Annotated in this window: 14 protein-coding genes; 12 read left to right on the top strand and 2 right to left on the bottom strand. The window is 39.4% G+C overall.

Translation table 11 applies throughout. The features are described from left to right. Positions 1-30: 30 nt before the first annotated feature. The 8 genes from ACYSNQ_RS02430 to ACYSNQ_RS02465 all read left to right on the top strand — a co-directional run bounded on the left by ACYSNQ_RS02430 (position 31) and on the right by ACYSNQ_RS02465 (position 9,139). Positions 31-1,437 (top strand): L-fucose/L-arabinose isomerase family protein, encoded by a 1,407-nt coding sequence (locus tag ACYSNQ_RS02430; RefSeq protein WP_426081204.1) that lies wholly within the window; start codon positions 31-33, stop codon positions 1,435-1,437. Positions 1,438-1,439: 2 nt separating this feature from the next. Then, entirely contained in the window at positions 1,440-2,276 is an 837-nt protein-coding gene (locus tag ACYSNQ_RS02435; protein WP_426081205.1) for a transketolase, read from the top strand. Beyond that, positions 2,263-3,204, top strand: coding sequence for a transketolase family protein (locus ACYSNQ_RS02440; protein WP_426081206.1), 942 nt, complete (start codon positions 2,263-2,265; stop codon positions 3,202-3,204). Before ACYSNQ_RS02435 ends, ACYSNQ_RS02440 begins: the two co-directional genes overlap by 14 nt. A 1-nt stretch (position 3,205) precedes the next feature. Further along, the gene (locus tag ACYSNQ_RS02445; RefSeq protein ID WP_426081207.1) at positions 3,206-4,630 is read left to right on the top strand and encodes an FGGY-family carbohydrate kinase; all 1,425 of its coding nucleotides are present in this window, start codon (positions 3,206-3,208) and stop codon (positions 4,628-4,630) included. A 46-nt stretch (positions 4,631-4,676) separates the two neighbouring features. Further along, positions 4,677-5,546 carry an alpha/beta hydrolase gene (locus tag ACYSNQ_RS02450; RefSeq protein ID WP_426081208.1) on the top strand — a complete coding sequence of 290 codons (870 nt, stop codon included), beginning with the start codon at positions 4,677-4,679 and terminating at the stop codon, positions 5,544-5,546. A 15-nt stretch (positions 5,547-5,561) separates the two neighbouring features. Continuing rightward, positions 5,562-6,836: an apiosidase-like domain-containing protein gene (locus ACYSNQ_RS02455; RefSeq protein WP_426081209.1), complete on the top strand. Its 1,275-nt coding sequence runs from the start codon at positions 5,562-5,564 to the stop codon at positions 6,834-6,836. 12 nt (positions 6,837-6,848) lie between these two features. Beyond that, entirely contained in the window at positions 6,849-8,171 is a 1,323-nt protein-coding gene (locus ACYSNQ_RS02460) for a PTS sugar transporter subunit IIC (RefSeq protein ID WP_426081210.1), read from the top strand. 296 nt (positions 8,172-8,467) lie between these two features. Then, entirely contained in the window at positions 8,468-9,139 is a 672-nt protein-coding gene (locus ACYSNQ_RS02465) for a methyltransferase family protein (RefSeq protein WP_426081211.1), read from the top strand. 110 nt (positions 9,140-9,249) lie between these two features. Here the strand turns inward: ACYSNQ_RS02465 and fabZ are convergent, their stop codons facing one another. Both fabZ and fabF read right to left on the bottom strand, forming a co-directional pair. Then, entirely contained in the window at positions 9,250-9,684 is a 435-nt protein-coding gene (gene fabZ / locus ACYSNQ_RS02470) for a 3-hydroxyacyl-ACP dehydratase FabZ (protein WP_426081212.1), read from the bottom strand. A 1-nt stretch (position 9,685) separates the two neighbouring features. Beyond that, positions 9,686-10,924 carry a beta-ketoacyl-ACP synthase II gene (gene fabF / locus ACYSNQ_RS02475; RefSeq protein ID WP_426081213.1) on the bottom strand — a complete coding sequence of 413 codons (1,239 nt, stop codon included), beginning with the start codon at positions 10,922-10,924 and terminating at the stop codon, positions 9,686-9,688. A 1,084-nt stretch (positions 10,925-12,008) separates the two neighbouring features. Between fabF and ACYSNQ_RS02480 the strand changes: the two genes are divergently transcribed. The 4 genes from ACYSNQ_RS02480 (at position 12,009) to ACYSNQ_RS02495 (ending at position 16,584) form a co-directional block, all read left to right on the top strand. After that, a complete protein-coding gene (locus ACYSNQ_RS02480) occupies positions 12,009-12,674 on the top strand; it encodes a response regulator transcription factor (protein ID WP_426081214.1) in 666 nt (221 codons plus the stop codon). Continuing rightward, the gene (locus ACYSNQ_RS02485) at positions 12,671-13,681 is read left to right on the top strand and encodes a sensor histidine kinase (protein ID WP_426081215.1); all 1,011 of its coding nucleotides are present in this window, start codon (positions 12,671-12,673) and stop codon (positions 13,679-13,681) included. The genes ACYSNQ_RS02480 and ACYSNQ_RS02485 overlap by 4 nt, the downstream gene beginning before the upstream one ends. Before the next feature lie 145 nt (positions 13,682-13,826). After that, positions 13,827-14,585, top strand: a complete 759-nt coding sequence (locus tag ACYSNQ_RS02490; protein ID WP_426081513.1) for an ABC transporter ATP-binding protein — start codon at positions 13,827-13,829, stop codon at positions 14,583-14,585. Continuing rightward, a complete protein-coding gene (locus ACYSNQ_RS02495) occupies positions 14,578-16,584 on the top strand; it encodes an ABC transporter permease (protein WP_426081216.1) in 2,007 nt (668 codons plus the stop codon). The genes ACYSNQ_RS02490 and ACYSNQ_RS02495 overlap by 8 nt, the downstream gene beginning before the upstream one ends. Positions 16,585-17,119 lie beyond the last annotated feature (535 nt).

Raw genomic sequence — 17,119 nt, forward strand, 5'->3', positions numbered from 1 at the left:
TATAAATTTGTTGGATTGGAGTTGGAGAGAGTGGATAAAGTGAAAATTGGTTTTGCTCCTACTAGAAGAAATTTGTTTAGTGCAGAAGCAGCCATTGAATATGCAAATTTGACAAGAAAAAAACTGAATGAGCTGGAAATTTCTTATGTTGATATTTTAGATATCAATCGGGATGGCTTGCTTTACGATGATGAGGGTGTAGAGAAAATAGCTGCCAAGTTTAAGGCAGAGGGTATTGATGGTTTATTTTTAGCCAATGAAAATTTTGGAACAGAATATGCCTGTGCACGGCTGGCTAAAAAACTGGACGTTCCGGTACTTCTCTGGGGACCGAAGGATGAGATGCCGGCAGAAGATGGTTCACGCTTAAGAGATACACAGTGCGGACTCTTTGCGATTGGCAAGGTGCTTCGAAGATTCAAGGTTCCATTTACCTATATAAAAAATTCTGATATTGATACCCCTGAGTTTGAAAGAGGGATTAAAGATTTTATAAAAGTTTGTAATGTTGTCAAAACATTTAAGGCAACAAGAATTTTACAGGTTGGTCCTCGTCCGTTCGATTTTTGGACAGTAATCTGCAATGAAGGTGAATTATTGGAACGCTTCAATATCTCGCTGTCTCCTGTGCCAATCAAAGAAGTTATTCAGGAAATTGAGAGAATAAAGATTGAAGAGTACGAAAGAATAGCGATGGTTATTGATTATTTCAAGAAAAATACGGAAGTTCAAATTACAAATGAGGAGTTGGAGATGGTTGCTGCGTTAAAAGTAGCTCTGCAAAATCTCTGTATGGTCTATGGCTGCAATGCCGGAGTTATTCAATGCTGGACTGCGCTTCAAGATGAAATCGGTATTTTGCCTTATGCTTCTCTCTCTCTTCTTCAAGAAGAAGGGCTGCCTTTCGTTTGTGAAACGGATGTTCATGGAGCTATTTCGGAATTACTAATCGAAGCAGCATCGCTTGGCGAGCATCGAGCTATTTTCGCTGATGTAAACTGTCGTCATCCGGAAAATGAAAATGGTGAATTACTACAGCATTTAGGTGTATTTGCCTATTCAACGGCAGAAACTAAGCCTGTTCTGCCTAAACGGCATTTTGTCTTTGATTATCCTGGATCGGTTGCTTTTAGAGCGATTAAAGATGAATATACTTTATGCCGGTTTGACGGAGATAATGGAGAATACTCTTTATTGATGGGAACAGGGAAAGGGATAGACGGTCCATTTAATCAAGGAACTTATTTATACTTGGAATTTGAAAATCTGAATCGACTGGAATTCAAGCTGGTTTATGGCCCGTACATTCATCATGTGGCAGCGGTAAGAAAAAATGTTGTTCCTATTTTATATGAGGCGTGTAAGTATTTAGGCATTCAGCCTGATTTTTATGATCCGATTGAAGAAGAGGTTCAAGCCTATTTGAGAGGAGAGTAAGTATGGATATCATTGAGCTGAGAAAGAAAGCAATCGAGATAAGAAAAGATGTTTTACAAATGATTTATGAGGCTAAGACAGGTCACACTGGTTCAGACTTATCCTGTACCGATATTCTGGTAGCTCTTTATTATCAAGTAATGACCACCAATCCGCAGCAGCCGGATTTGGAAAATCGAGATCAGTATATTCAAAGTAAAGGACATGCAGCTGAGGTGCTATGGGCAGTACTGGCCGATAAAGGATTTTTACCAAAAGAGGAACTCAAAACCTTTTCGAAATTTGGCTCCCGGTTAATCGGACATCCCAACAATAAAGTAGCTGGTGTTGAGATGAATACAGGTTCACTTGGCCATGGTCTGCCTGTCTCTGTGGGAATTGCTTTGGCGGGAAAAATGGAGCGGAGACCGTATCATACCTATACACTGATGGGAGATGGAGAGCTTGCGGAAGGTTCAGTTTGGGAAGGCGCAATGGCAGCTGCCCATTACAAGCTGGATAACCTGACAGCCATTATCGACCGGAATGGCTTGCAGATTACAGGGAAATCCGAGGATGTGATGGGCGTAGAACCGCTGGATAAAAAATGGCAGGCGTTCGGCTGGGATGTGCATATAGTAGATGGCAATAACATGGCAGAGTTGGTGAATGTACTGTCGAAACCTAACAAGCCAGAGCAGCCAAAGCTGATTATTGCCAAAACGATAAAAGGAAAAGGGTTCTCAGAGTCTGAAAATCAGGCAGGCTGGCATCATAAAGTACCAACGGATGAACAACTGGCAAAGGCACTAAAAGAACTAGATCAGCAAATGGAGGCTCTGACATATGAAAACAACTAATATAGCAAATCGACAGGCTATGTGCGAGGTATTGATTGAAGCAGCTAAGCTTGATCCGTCTATTCTTGTATTGACTAGCGATTCCCGTGGATCAGCTTCATTAGGGGCGTTTGCAAAAGAATTACCAGATCAGCTTGTAGAAGTTGGAATCGCTGAACAAAATATTGTCAGCCTTGCAGCTGGTCTGGCTCATATGGACAAACGACCGTTTGTAGCTTCCCCAGCTTGCTTTTTGAGTATGCGGAGTATCGAGCAAATCAAAGTAGATGTCGCCTACTCAAATAAAAATGTCAAGCTAGTTGGAATCAGCGGTGGTGTCAGCTACGGCGCTTTAGGGATGAGCCATCATTCACTGCAGGATATCGCAGTGACGCGGGCGATTCCCAATTTACAGGTTTTAGTTCCGGCTGACCGTTTTGAAACTATTCAGATGTTTAACGCCTTGGTTAAGTCTGAAGCTCCGGCCTATATTCGTTTAGGAAGGAATCCCGTTCAGGATTGTTATGAAAATGCAGACTATCCTTTTGAAATTGGAAAAGCTGTGACTATGCTCGAAGGTAAGGATTTGACCTTTATCGCTACAGGAGAGATGGTGCGGCAAGCGCTGGATGCAGCTGAGCTGTTGAAGGAGAAAGGTGTTTCTATTGAGGTTTTAAATGTTCATTCATTGAAGCCGTTTGATACGGATGGGGTGCTGGCGGCTGCTAAAAAAACTGGATATGTGATTACAGTTGAAGAGCATAGTTTGTATAACGGACTTGGAGCAGCAGTAGCCGAGGCAGTAGCTGAGGAAACTGGAATCAAACAGAAAATCATCGCCTTTCCAGATGAATCGCTAATTACAGGCTCAGGACCAGAACTGTTTCAGCACTACGGCTTAGATGGGCCCTCTTTAGCAGCAGCAGCGATAAGCTTCATGGGTGAATGATATGGGTAAAGACTATCAAATCATCCTTGATCAAAGCACTTCTGGTACAAAGCTTCTATTATTGAAAAAGGGGAGAATTGTTAAACGCTACGACAAAAAGCATCGACAGATTTATCCGAAAACAGGATGGGTCGAGCACGACCCGCTCGAAATCTGGAACAACACAGCAGAACTGCTGGCAACGGTTTTTAGGGAACAAAAGGTACAGAAAGAAGATATTCTGGCTATATCGATTACTAATCAGCGGGAGACGATTCTAGCTTGGGATAAGATAACAGGAAAACCGTTATGTAATGCCATTGTCTGGCAGTGCAACAGAAGCAGCGACATTTGTGAAGCTCTAATTGAACAGGGCTTGGAAAAAGTGATAAATCAGAAAACCGGCTTACGGCTCGATCCTTATTTTTCTGGTACGAAGATTAAGTGGCTGACTGAAAAGCATCCAGCTATCGCAGGAAAATCTGGAACAGGAGAGTTGGCTATTGGCACAATGGATAGCTGGCTGCTATGGAATTTGACGCAGGAAAAAGTTTTCGCGACAGATGGGAGTAACGCTTGCCGAACATTGCTGTACAATATTAATACGCAACAGTGGGATGAAGAGCTTATCCAGCTATTTGGGATTAACCAGACAGATTTACCTGAAATTAGAGCAGCGGATGAGAACTTTGGCTGCTATCAAGGGATTCCGATAATAGGTGTGATGGCTGACTCTCAGGCAGCTTTACTGGGTGAAGCCTGTACGAGCTATGGAGATGTTAAAATTACGATGGGAACCGGCTGCTCTGTAATGATGCAGATTAGGGAGCAGAACAATCTAAAAAATAGACAGATTTTAACAACAGTTGCTTGGCAAAAAAAGAATGAGGCAGTTTACGCGTTAGAGGGGATTATCCGTTCCTGCGGGGATGCAGTCAATTGGTTTTGTCAAACTATAGCTGTGTCAGAGGGTATTTCTGACTTGTGCAATGAGGTATTATTAGGAAATAAAGAAGATATCTTTTTCATACCGGCGCTGCAGGGGATGGGTGCCCCTTTCTGGGATAATACAATGACGGCCGCATTTTTTGGTATAAAAAGAACCACTACAGAGAAAGAAATGCTGCGAGCCGTTCTTGAAAGCATTATTTTTCAAATTAAAGCAGTGACTGATGCAATGGAGGAGGTTTCCGGTCAGGCGATTAATCAGGTGTTTATTGATGGCGGGGTTTCCAAAAATAAGGCGTTGATGATTTTGCTAGCATCATTACTGGATAAAAAAGTCATTGTCAGTGAAGTTGAGGAATACTCTGCTTTGGGCGTAGCTGCCCTTGCTAATCCTGCTCTTCAGATGAAGCATATTCGACAGGAAACAATCAAGCCATCTCAGAATTCTGAGGATATCCATTTGGCATATAAAAAATGGAAGCGGTTGATTGAGCAATGAGATGATGGCGTACTTGTGAAGTGAATGGCAAAAGGAGTGAAGGTAAGTGAAAACAGGAAAAATAGTTGTGAATGATACTGCTTATTTTGAGCTTTATTTATTGCACAATTCACAAGAATACAATGTTGGGAAGAAACGCCCAGCTGTTATTATTTGTCCTGGCGGCGGATATGCGTTTACCAGTGATCGGGAAGCGGAGACGATTGCCTTGAAGTTTAACAGTATGGGTCTGAACAGTATTGTCCTCTGGTATACAACAGGTGACACGGTAAAAAATATTCCCAATAATGCATTGATCGAGGCGGCTCAAACAGTTGCCTATGTACGAAGCCATGCTGATGAATGGTTGATAGATAAAGAAAACATCATTATATGCGGTTTTTCCGCTGGAGGACACCTTGCTCTACAGTTAGCTACACGGTGGAATGACCCGCAACTATTAAAGACACTCAAAATGACTAAGGAGAATATTAGAGTAAATTTAGCAGTTACTGGTTATCCGCTAGTCTACCAGAAAGCATTTCAAAAAGATGAACTTGGTTTTGGGGTTGATTTAATTAAACAGCCGCTGACAGCTAATGAACGATACTTTGGCATGGAGCAGCCATCTGAAGACGCTGTCCGACAAATGAATATACTTTGTTCTGTGAACAAGGAGACACCTCCCATGTTTGTCTGGCATACAACAGAAGATAAACTGGTAGATGTTGCGCATTCTCTAAAGCTGGGCCTAGCGTTAAGAGAATCAGGAGTTCCTTTTGAACTGCACATTTTTGAAAAGGGGGAACATGGATTAGCGTTGGCTGATCGGACAACAGCCAGAAAACCGAGTCATATTAATCCTCATGTGGCAAAATGGTTTGAATTATGCGAAGGCTGGCTAGGAGGCTATATTGACCATGATAATACAAGATAGAGAGGAGCTAATGAGATGAAAATAACTGTTAATCAAAACAAACGGACGTTACTTCGAGAGGGAAAGCATTTTTTCTATTTCGCAGACACTTGCTGGAGTGCCTTTACCAGCATCAGAGAAGAAGAATGGTTAATCTACTTGAAGAAGCGGCAATCACAAGGGTTTAATACTTTACAAATCAACATTTTGCCTCAGTGGGATCGAAGTAGAGGAAGCTTAGATATACTGCCGTATACTCAAACAAACAGTTGCTATGACTTTTCTGTGCTAAATGAGGAATATTTCAAGCGTGCTGAAAAGCTTTGTCAAATAGCAGAGGAGCATGGATTTACCCTGGCGTTGGTTGTTTTATGGTCAAACTATGTAGCCGGAACATGGGCAAGTGAGCTGGACAATCGGAGAAATGTTATACCCAAAATGTATCGGCAGCAGTATTTTGAAAAAGTGGTTGAGACCTTTGATCAATTTTCTCCTATTTACTTAATTGGTGGAGATACCGACTTTCCTATACAAGAAACGATTGACACTTATATAGAAGCTTTCGATTTTTTTGAGAAAGCTTCAGTAGAGACACTAAAAACAATTCATATTAAAGGCCGCTTGCAAGAAATTCCAGAAGAAATCCGCCGGCGTTTGGCTATTTATCTGTATCAGTCTGGACATAATCGTTCATTTCTGAACATGCCTTATGCGCTTGCCTCTCATTTTTACCAATTGGAGGAAGAAAAGCCCATCATTAATTCGGAGCCATGCTATGAACAAATGGGTTTTGCCCGAAAGGTTTATGGCAGATTTAGTCAAAGAGATGTTCGTCAAGCTGCTTGGCAATCGGTACTGTCAGGAGGGGCTGCAGGGATTACTTATGGGGCTCACGGAATTTGGAGCTGGCATGGACATTCCGCAACTTTTGCTGAAAATATTGGTGAAGCCTTTGATCGCCCCATGCATTGGCAGGATGCGCTGCAGTTTCCGGGAGCGAATGACTATGGCTTTATGAAACAGCTATTTGAAATGCTTCATATCAAGAATCTCATTCCGTGTAATCAGCTGTTAGTAAGAGGAGATGAACAGATTCGTTTGGCTGAAACGGAAGAAGCCGCTTGTTATCTGATTTATATACCTAGTAATACGACAATTACTGTGTCGATTGATTTATCTGAGTATCAAGTAATTCTGATTGATTTAAAAGAAAATTGCTTTTTGAAGCCGGAGTATGAAATTTCGGGAAATGAAACCACATTTGATACACACCGCTGTTTAGAAGATGTCTTGATTATTGCCTATAAATAAGGAGTGAAAAAAATGGAAAAATACATGGATAACGTCTTAGCATTTGCAGATAAAATTTCAAATAATAAATATTTAAAAGCTATTTCAAATGGACTAATGGCGACGCTGCCTGTCAATATTATTGGGTCGCTGGCACTGCTCTTGGCGGTTTTGCCAATTGAAGGCTGGAAAAACTTTATTGCTTCAATTAATATTGGCGGTTATCTCTCAGCCGGATATAGTATGACAGTGGGTGTTATTTCAATTTATGCCGCTTTTCTAGTCGGACATAGACTGGCGACAGAATTTAATCAATCTGCTGTTCCTGCGGGAATTGTTTCCTTGTTTGCTTTTTTAATGATGACCCCTCTAGTTACGTTGGAGGAGACAACAACATTGGATATGAGTAAATTAGGTGCAGGCGGTCTGTTTACAGCAATGATTTGCGGACTGGTTTTTGCGAGAATTTATTGTTTTATTTTAGAAAAAAACATTGCTATTAAAATGCCGGCAGGTGTTCCTCAGTTTGTAACGGATACCTTTGCTGGATTGATTCCAGCGATTATCTCAGGATTCATTGCAATCATTATAAGCTGGCTGTTCAGCTTCACATCGTATGGGTCGTTTTCAGATTTTATTTATCAGATTTTGGCAACACCTTTGCAAAGCCTGTCCTCTAGCGTAGGTTCGCTGTTGTTTATTGTTCTGATTCAAATGGTTCTCTGGTTTTTCGGAATCCATGGTTCACTGGTTGTTGGCAGTTTTGTTACAGCACTGTATCTGCCTATGGATGTTCAAAATATGGATGCTTTATCCGCTGGTGCGGCACGGTCGGATTTACCGAATATTTTAAGTAAGTCTTTCTATGACTTGTTTGCGGGGATTGGCGGAGCCGGTGGAACCTTGGCGCTAATCATTGTTATTCTGCTGGTTGCTAAATCGAAGCAGGCGCGAACTGTCGCTAATTTAAGTGCTGTTCCGGGATTGTTCACTATCAATGAGCCGATGATTTTTGGTTTGCCGCTAATCTTAAATCCAATTATGGCGATTCCTTTCATTTTAACTCCTTTGGTTCAAACGCTAGTTGCCTATATTGCAATATGGAGTGGTCTATTCCCGCGTCTTAGTGGAATTCAAGTGCCATTTGGCACGCCGATTTTTCTTAATGGCTTTTTAGCCGGAGGCTGGCAGATTGCTTTACTACAGTTGATTTGTGTATTAGCTGGCTGCCTACTCTACCTTCCTTTTGTAAAAATTTTGGATAAAGAGAAGGTAAGAGGGGAAGAACAGGCGGCAGCATTAGAAAATGGTGAGACAGAAAATAACAAGCTGGATACAGCTGGAGAAACAGTATAGAGACTGCAGGCCGCTAAATGAAAAGATGAGCGAGACAAAATGAAATATCTGTTTTGTTTCGCTTTTTGAATTCAATAAACATTTTTGTCTCAAGAGAAAAATTGGCAGAGCGTTTAGGTCAATGCCCTGAATCCTAAAAAATAAAAAAGATTATTAAAAATGAGAAAAGTATTTTAGTTCAACGAAGCTTCAGCCGTTCAAATGAATGAACACGATAAAGCAACAGCTTGCCGGTTCAGCTATCTTTGTTTTTACAGCTTTGTTATAGTTAAAAAGTGGAGGATGGAGGGAATCGGATGAAGGGAAAACTTTTAGCTCAAGCAGCAGTTAAATTTATACTAGGGTTGGCTGCCATTGCTTTGTTGCTGTTTTTTCCAGCTGGAACGCTGGATTTTTGGAATGCATGGCTGCTTGGGGGATTGTTGTTTATACCTATGGCAGTGTTGGGTATTGTTTTGTGGGTAAAAACGCCTGTGCTCTTGGAAAAACGTCTAAATACAAAAGAAAAAGAAACCGAGCAAAAACAGGTCGTTTGGCTGTCTCTGATAATGTTTTTAGGGGGCTTTATTACTGCGGGCCTAGATTTTCGATTTGGCTGGAGCCGTTTACCGTTGTGGTTAATCGTTTTGGCATCCGTCCTGTTGCTGATAGGCTATGCTATGTATGGGGAAGTTATGCGGGAAAATGCCTATTTGTCACGTACGGTTGAGGTGCAGCAAAATCAGCAGGTTATCGATACAGGTTTATATGGTGTGGTTAGACATCCAATGTACTTAGCCACAATTCTTCTTTTTTTAGCAATGCCGATTGTTCTAGGGTCAATACCAGCACTGCTAATTTTTTTACTCTATCCATTTCTATTGATAAAACGGATAACAAACGAAGAAATCGTGCTTTCCCAAGCGCTTACCGGCTATGAAGCGTATAAGCAGAAGGTTAGATATCGATTAATCCCTTTTATCTGGTAGCGTCATTACATTTTTGGCATGAAAAAGCTGCTGCTCTTTTTAATGAGAGAATACAGCAGCTCTTTTCGAATCCTGGCGGCTAGTTTACCCGTCGTAAAAGCCAGTTGAGGCTATCTGCCGACAATAAAAGTCAGCTCACATTCACAGACCTTTTTGCCATCAACATAAGCAATAGCCTGACCGATGCCGACGAAATCACGTAGTTTCACGATTTCGAAATGAAGCTTTAGTACATCGCCGGGAACTACTTTTTGTCGAAACTTCGCTTTGTTAATTCCGCCAATATAAGCTGTTTCTCCTTTGAACTGATCCATTTTTAAAATGAGAATGGAACCAACCTGAGCAAGTGCTTCAATAATCAAAACGCCAGGCATTGTTGGGTTTCCAGGAAAGTGACCCTGAAAAAACTCTTCATTTATTGTAACATTTTTAGTAGCAACAATTTTTTTATCGGTAATGATTTCATCTACATAATCAATAAAACAGATTGGGTATCTATTGGGGATTAAATCCATTATTTCAGTAACAGTCATTACTTTTTCCATATTATTCATCGCTCCATTTCTTCATACAAATAACAGCATTGTGTCCGCCAAAGCCAAAAGAATTACTGAGGGTATATTCTGCTGAAAGTGAACGGGCATTCCCAGTTACATAATCCAAATCACATTCCGGATCAGGAATTTCATAGCCGATGGTGGGATGAGCAATTCCTTCCTGAAGTGTTTTTACACAAGCGATTGCTTCGATGCCGCCGGCTGCCCCCAGCAGATGACCAGTCATACTTTTGGTACTTGAAATGGGAACATGTTTTGCCTGCCCGCCAAATACTCGTTTGATAGCTGCAGTTTCCGCCGCATCGTTGGCTGGTGTGGATGTGCCGTGAGCATTAATATAGTTGATTTCTTCCGGCTGGATATCAGCTTCGGCGAGTGCCATCTGCATTGCAGCGGCTGCACCGCTGCCGTCTTTTAATGGGGCCGTCATATGACTGGCATCGCAGTTGCTACCATAGCCGACAATTTCGCCAAGAATTACCGCTCCTCTTTTTTGGGCGTGCGTCATTTCTTCCAACACCAGCATGCCAGCCCCTTCGCCCATAACAAAGCCTTTGCGTTCTTTATCAAAGGGAATGGAGGCACGTGCAGGGTTGTCTGTGGTATTTAAGGCATTTAATGCGGCAAACCCCGCAATTCCAATCTCACATATTGTCGCCTCTGTTCCACCAGTCATCATAACATCAGCTGAACCGTATTTGATTGCCCGAAACGCTTCTCCAATTGCATTTGTAGCTGAGGCACAGGCAGTTACAATAGTCTGTGATGTTCCTTTTGCTCCTAAGCGAATGGATATATTACCAGAAGCCATATTTGCGATGACCATAGGGACGAAGAAAGGAGTTACTCGGTTTGGTCCTTTTTTGTCCATCACTCGAACCTGATTCTGCAGCGTAGTCATGCCGCCGATTCCGCTGCCTACAATGACGCCAAAGCGTTTAGGGTCGAATAGAGCTTCTGTCAGCCCGCTCATTTGCCAAGCTTCTAGAGCAGCAGCCAGCCCGTATTGTGAGAACAAATCCATCCGTTTTTGTTCTTTTCGATCAAGGACGGCACTGGGATCAAAGTCCTTTACTTCACCAGCTAAGGAAACACCAATCTCTTCAGAAATGAATTTCGTGATTTTTCCAATGCCTGATTGCCCGTTAATTAAATTCTGCCAGTATTCTTTTACAGTATTGCCAATGGGGGTCACTGCACCCATGCCGGTTATTACAACACGTTTCATTAAAATCCTCCTAGTTATCTTGATAGTCAAAGTAATAAATGGTTGATTAACTTATACTTTTTTTGATTTATCAAATGAAATAGTTTGATTATCAAAGTATAATGGTTAATAATTCAGACATTAAAAAATGTCTGTCTTTTTTTTATTCTCAATTACGGAATGATATTATCATTCTCAAACAGATGATACCAGTTGTGTTTTTATTCGTCAACCTAAATCATTTGTGGTATTTGAATAGGAATGTGATATTGATGGGATATTCACAAATTAAAATAATTATAGGATTGATTCGATATGCTGAAGAATAAAGATTTGTTGAAATTATTATTTTAGTAAAATCAAGTATAGCTATAAGATTGTTCAATATTTTTCAATTAGTTTTTCATTTTAGCGCTTATGGCAGAAAGGCAAAGAAGATTCTAATGAAGAGAGAAAATAAAATCTAAGATGTTAGAATATATCTAAAAATTTTAGTAACGAATCGTTAGATAAACTAATTTTTAAAGATAAGTTACGCTAGTCTCTTTCAAACAATCGTTATCGAAACAGCACAGACTATTCTGTCACTATATTTAAGTAAACAGAACTGGCGACTGACTTGCTTACACACCATATTGCCAGTTCTGTTTGCCTAAAGACGTGCTAACAGAATGGTATGCATCCGAAAGTAAAAGTCATTTTTCAATCAATAGTATTAAAAATGACTATTCTAAAATGAGCTAGCCTGTGGTTTTTCTTAATTTCCATAATAATCCCTGAAAAATTCGGCTGCTACTCTACTTTCAAGCAGGCTCAAGAGTAAAATGAAGCGATTAAGAATACTTAGCTAAAATATGAATAAGTAAAGACAGGAAAATGGGACTTTAGCTGTTCAGTATAATTAAAAGGGCTAGAATTCGCGTTTTTTAACGCGTTATGGTGCCATCGATTTTGGATTGTAATAAAGCTGCTCTATTTTCCTTTTAAAACGGAAGTTCTTTTCAGTATTTAATACATGCTATAATGAGAAGGAATCTGCGGCTGCTAAAAAAGACAACTTGATTAAGAGCTTCTTTAGTTAGCTGAGAATAAAGCGGGGATAATTATGAAGATATTAATTATAGAAGACGAAAAAAATGTGAGAGCTGAACTAAAACAGCTGCTGGAGCATGCGTTTTATGAGGTGACAGCTGTTGAAGTATTTGAAAATGTAGTGGAGCAAATAAAAGAACAAGCGCCAGATTTGGTTTTACTGGACTTGAATTTGCCAAATCAGGATGGTCAGGTGATTTGCCGGACATTAAGACAAACCTCAACGGTGCCGGTTATTTTTCTAACCAGTGACAACAATGTACTGACTGAGCTGGACTGTATCTTGTTGGGCGGTGATGATTTTATAACCAAGCCCTATATTCCATCACTATTGTTGGCAAGGATTCAGGCACTTTTAAAGAGAACGGTGGTCCAGTCAAAGGAGCAGCTTGTATTAACACATAAGGGATTAACTTTAAATCTGACAACATACAAGGCTCGGTTTGAAGAAAAGGAAACAGAACTAACGAAGACCGAGTTTAAACTGCTTCACTTTCTGCTCCAGCGAAAAGAAGAGGTCGTGCCTAGAATGGATATTATTGTCTATCTTTGGGACAATGATGTTTTTATTGATGACAATGCGTTAAGCGTTAATATGACTAGACTAAGAAGTAAACTAGAGGATCTGGGTGTGTCAAACTTCATTCAAACTAAAAGAGGCGTAGGTTATCAAATATGAAACTATTCTATTATCTACATGATAAATTATTTGTCTTAGTGCTTCATTTTTCTTGTCTGCTCATTCTATCTTTCTATTTATTAACTCTAGGAAATACACCAGTCACAATTGTGCTGATTGCTCTTGTTTGGGTAAGTATTATTTTTGTTTATTTTACTTTGGATTACTATAAGAGAAAACGATTCTTTAGAGGGATTGACAAGCAAATGACACAGCTGGATAAACCCTATCTAATACATGAGCTTTTAGAAAAAAACTGGCGTTATGAGGATGAGCTGTATAGGGACATTCTGAGAAAAGCGAATACTTCTGCTATGGAGACAATTGCCTGGTTGGAGGAAGAGCAAACTGACTATAAAGAATTTATTGAGGCCTGGATTCATGAGGTGAAGCTGCCCATGACTAGTCTGCATTTGGCCGCTGCGGAGCTGGAGACAGATTCGGCTCGAAAAATTCAAATGTATTTAATTGACTTAGAAAACCAAGTAGATCAAACGCTTTTTTATGCAAGAAGTGACTATGTTCATCAAGACTATTTCATAAAAGAGGTTTTGCTGCAGGAAGTAATCGCTGAGCTGATTAAGAAAAATAAATATCTTCTCATTCAAAATCAGATGCAGGTTACAATTGCCTGTGAAGAGTTTGTATATACAGATAAGAAGTGGCTGGCATTTATTGTTAACCAGCTTATTTTCAATGCAGTTAAGTATAAAAAAGAGGGGCGGGGCAGCCTGTCTTTCACGGCTGTCTCAACCAAGGAACAGACCGAACTAACGATAAGAGATAGCGGCATCGGTATCAAAAGTCATGAACTTCCTCGAGTGTTTGATAAAGGCTTTACGGGAACCAACGGCAGAGCTGCTGGAAAAGCGACAGGATTCGGCTTGTATCTATGTAAAAAGCTATGTAGAAAATTAGGGCTGAAAATTGATTGTGCGGCAGTTGAAAATGAGTATACAGAAATCGTCATTATCTTTCCCCAAAATAGTTATCTTTCAGAGTTGTAACTTTAATGCAATCTAGATAAATATGACATGGTTTTAAGAAGTCATATACTTGGATTATCAAGTGAATCGCCTCCAGATAATTAATTACTGTCAATTTGTAGCAAAGCTGTTTAATTGGAGGTGTGTAATGGAAGGGTGTTGGGAAATGAATGAATTAATAAAAGTAGTGAATGTAGAAAAATATTATGGGAATAAGGGGAGTACAACGAAAGCTTTAAATCGAGTAAATTTTTCTGTAAGTGAAGGAGAGTTTACTGGGATTATGGGAACCAGCGGCAGTGGGAAAACAACCTTATTAAATATGCTGGCGACAATCGACCGAGTAAGTGCCGGACAGATTTTCTTTGGCAAGAAAGACATCACTCAATTTGGAGAAGATGAGTTAGCAAATTTTAGAAAAGAAAACCTTGGGTTCATTTTTCAAGATTTCAATCTGTTGGATACGTTGACATTAGAAGAGAATATTACACTCTCCCTAAGCCTACAGGGAAAAAAGAAAAGCAAGACTCGAACGCCAAAGCAAATCATGGAACAGCTGGGAATTTATGAGTTTAGAGACAAATTTCCTTATGAAGTATCTGGTGGTCAAAAACAGCGATGTGCCTGTGCCAGAGCGTTAATTACTAACCCTAAGCTGATTTTGGCGGATGAGCCGACCGGCGCCTTGGATTCAAAATCGTCAACGATGCTGCTGGAAACGATGGAAACAATGAACAGGGAGATGGCGGCGACTATTTTGATGGTCACACATGATGCGTTTAGCGCCAGCTACTGTAATCGAATTTTGTTTCTTAGCGATGGAGAGGTGTTCCAGGAGCTGTATAAAGGAACGCAGACAAGAAGAGCGTTCTTAAATGAGATTCTTGATGTACTGTCAATCATTGGAGGCGATGGCCATGCTTAATAAGTTGTCATTGCGTAATGCCAAACGGTCAGTCAAAGATTATCTGGTTTACATTATTACAATGACGATTATTTCATCATTGATGTTTGCCTTTAATGGACTGATTTTTTCTAATTCTATTAGAGACCTGTTGAATGAAATAACTTCGATGATTGTCTTTATCGGTCTGGCTACATTTTTTGTTGTGATGATTGTTGTCTGGCTGACGAAATATATTATCAATTTTATGCTGGAGAGGCGGAGCAGGGAATTTGGGACGTACTTGTTGATTGGCATGACTAAGAAGCAAGTAGCTAGGATGTTTAAAAGAGAGCATATGCTTTTAGGAATCCTAACGTTTTTATTAGGTCTTATTCCAGGTTATTTTCTGCATATTGCACTGATTAATGTTTTTTTCACAGTTTTTGAATCGAAGTATCAGTATACGGTTGATATCAATATCTACACCTATCTGCTTACTTTTGCGGTCTACTTCTTCGCCTACGCACTAGCACTGCTTAGAATCAATAGGAAATTTAAGAAGATGGAAATTCGGGATTTGCTGTATTTAGAAAACAATAATGAGCCAAGTGTGAAAAATAAAAAGCTCTTCTTAATTAGTTTTGTATATATTATTTTCTTTCATCTCGTTGCTTATACGGGAAATGTCACAATGCAAACGATTTGGCCAATGCTGGCTGCATTATTTGCAGCTATTTATGGTCTTTATATTGGCTTATCCGGTTATTTGAGCAGCTTTATCCAGAAAAAAGGAAGATGGGTTACTAAAGAAGCAAATGTTTTTGTTTTTAGACAGTTGGCTTCAAAGATTAGAACGATGCGTTTTACCATGGGCTCATTAACAATTTTATTTGCGGTAACAATCTTAAGCTGGATGTGTGTGTTGTTGTTCTCTGATTATCAGGCGAAAGTTTTCGATGCGAACTTGATGGATATCGATGTTTTTTATCTTAAAGATCAAGTGACAACTGATTTTCATGAACAACAAGAAGTCATTGAACAATATGGAAAAGTAGAAGCAGAACACATCTATCATGTATATCAGAATAATAAGAGCAGTGAGCTAAATGCGTATTTATATAAAAATGTCAAAGGTGCTTATGATTCAGAAGGACGAAGCGCATATTTTGACTATGATACCTACATGCTTTTGTCTGACTATAATCAGCTGCGGCGGATGGCAGGCTTTGAGGATATTCATTTGGAAGCGGGGCACTATCTTATTCAGTCAAAAGAAAAACTGGTGGATACATTCACAGATTATGGCTTAGCCAATAATCTGGTCGTTGGCAAGGAAACATTGGTGTATCAGGATACTGTCACAGATGCTTTCACGCAAAGTGGAATGAACGGAGCCGACTACATTCTGGTGGTTCCTGACAGCAGCTTAGCAGAAATAACTCCTTACTTTAGTATTTTAGCAGCAAATGTGGATAGCTCTTCTATGTATGAGATTGAACAGCACTTGGAAAAAATCTCCGGTTATTTGGGTGAAGATGGCGATATAGAAGATCAGCTATTAGCGATTAAGTATGGAACAAGCAGCGAACAGCTGATTACTTTCGGCACACCTATTACAGTACGGGAAAGCTTAGTTGCAGAGCTGGATAGTGTCACAACGAGTATGAGTTTTACGCTGGGGTATATAGGAATCGTGTTTTTAGTGGTAGCAATGAGTGTGCTGGCGATTCAGCAGCTTTCTGATGCCTCTAAATATAAGTACCGTTATCAGATACTGAAGAATCTGGGAATGAATAAAAGAGAACGAAATCAAGTGATTTTGAAACAGCTGGGTATTTACTACCTGTGTCCAGTTATCATTTCAGTATTTATTAGTATATGTACGGGATTGTTTGTCAGTAATAACTTTGCATTCTATACAGGGCTAAGTATGCCGGGGATTATTTATTACCTAATTGCATTAGCGATGTTTCTTACTATTTTCTTTATTTATTTTGTGGTAACTTATATCAGCTTTGTCCGGACTGTAGAAAAGTAAATAAAATGGTCTTAATAAAATTAGTGAACAAACGCAGGAATCGATTGATCCTGCGTTTTTAGTGTTTAATGGAGGCGATTCTGAAAGTGTTAGAATTGGTCAATATTTTGAGAGCTTATGCTCTGGCGTAGCAAATCAATAGTTTTTATTGAACAAAATTGGTATATGTGAAAAAATACAAAAAAATAGTTGTATTAAAAAAAAGAAAAGCTAGCTGTTGTTTCAATTGATTACAAACTCAGTGTTTTTAGTCAATGGATATGCTTTTTTCTTTGTAAAACATACTTCTTTAACAGAGGTGTTAGTGATAAGTAAGATTACAATGTTTTTAAAATTATAATATTGTAATTTTTATCAAAAAAAGTGAATAAATATTTCTATTTAGAATAAAAATGCTGTTGCAATTTATATTTCTTTATTTTTTTCACCTAAAATGCAAATATATCAACAATTGTAAGGGCTTTTATAGTAAAATGAAGTATAAGGTTATTCGATTATTTTATTTGAGAATTCCTTATTAATTAATGGCGATAGA

Source organism: Enterococcus sp. LJL51, from assembly GCF_054871795.1.

Excerpts from the sequence above, each read along its gene's own strand:
- ACYSNQ_RS02460 (WP_426081210.1), top strand. The coding sequence starts at position 6,849 with ATGGAAAAATACATGGATAACGTCTTAGCATTTGCAGATAAAATTTCA.
- ACYSNQ_RS02495 (WP_426081216.1), top strand. The coding sequence starts at position 14,578 with ATGCTTAATAAGTTGTCATTGCGTAATGCCAAACGGTCAGTCAAAGAT.
- ACYSNQ_RS02445 (WP_426081207.1), top strand. The coding sequence starts at position 3,206 with ATGGGTAAAGACTATCAAATCATCCTTGATCAAAGCACTTCTGGTACA.
- ACYSNQ_RS02485 (WP_426081215.1), top strand. The coding sequence starts at position 12,671 with ATGAAACTATTCTATTATCTACATGATAAATTATTTGTCTTAGTGCTT.
- ACYSNQ_RS02440 (WP_426081206.1), top strand. The coding sequence starts at position 2,263 with ATGAAAACAACTAATATAGCAAATCGACAGGCTATGTGCGAGGTATTG.
- fabZ (WP_426081212.1), bottom strand. The coding sequence starts at position 9,684 with ATGGAAAAAGTAATGACTGTTACTGAAATAATGGATTTAATCCCCAAT.
- fabF (WP_426081213.1), bottom strand. The coding sequence starts at position 10,924 with ATGAAACGTGTTGTAATAACCGGCATGGGTGCAGTGACCCCCATTGGC.
- ACYSNQ_RS02490 (WP_426081513.1), top strand. The coding sequence starts at position 13,827 with ATGAATGAATTAATAAAAGTAGTGAATGTAGAAAAATATTATGGGAAT.
- ACYSNQ_RS02465 (WP_426081211.1), top strand. The coding sequence starts at position 8,468 with ATGAAGGGAAAACTTTTAGCTCAAGCAGCAGTTAAATTTATACTAGGG.
- ACYSNQ_RS02435 (WP_426081205.1), top strand. The coding sequence starts at position 1,440 with ATGGATATCATTGAGCTGAGAAAGAAAGCAATCGAGATAAGAAAAGAT.
- ACYSNQ_RS02480 (WP_426081214.1), top strand. The coding sequence starts at position 12,009 with ATGAAGATATTAATTATAGAAGACGAAAAAAATGTGAGAGCTGAACTA.
- ACYSNQ_RS02455 (WP_426081209.1), top strand. The coding sequence starts at position 5,562 with ATGAAAATAACTGTTAATCAAAACAAACGGACGTTACTTCGAGAGGGA.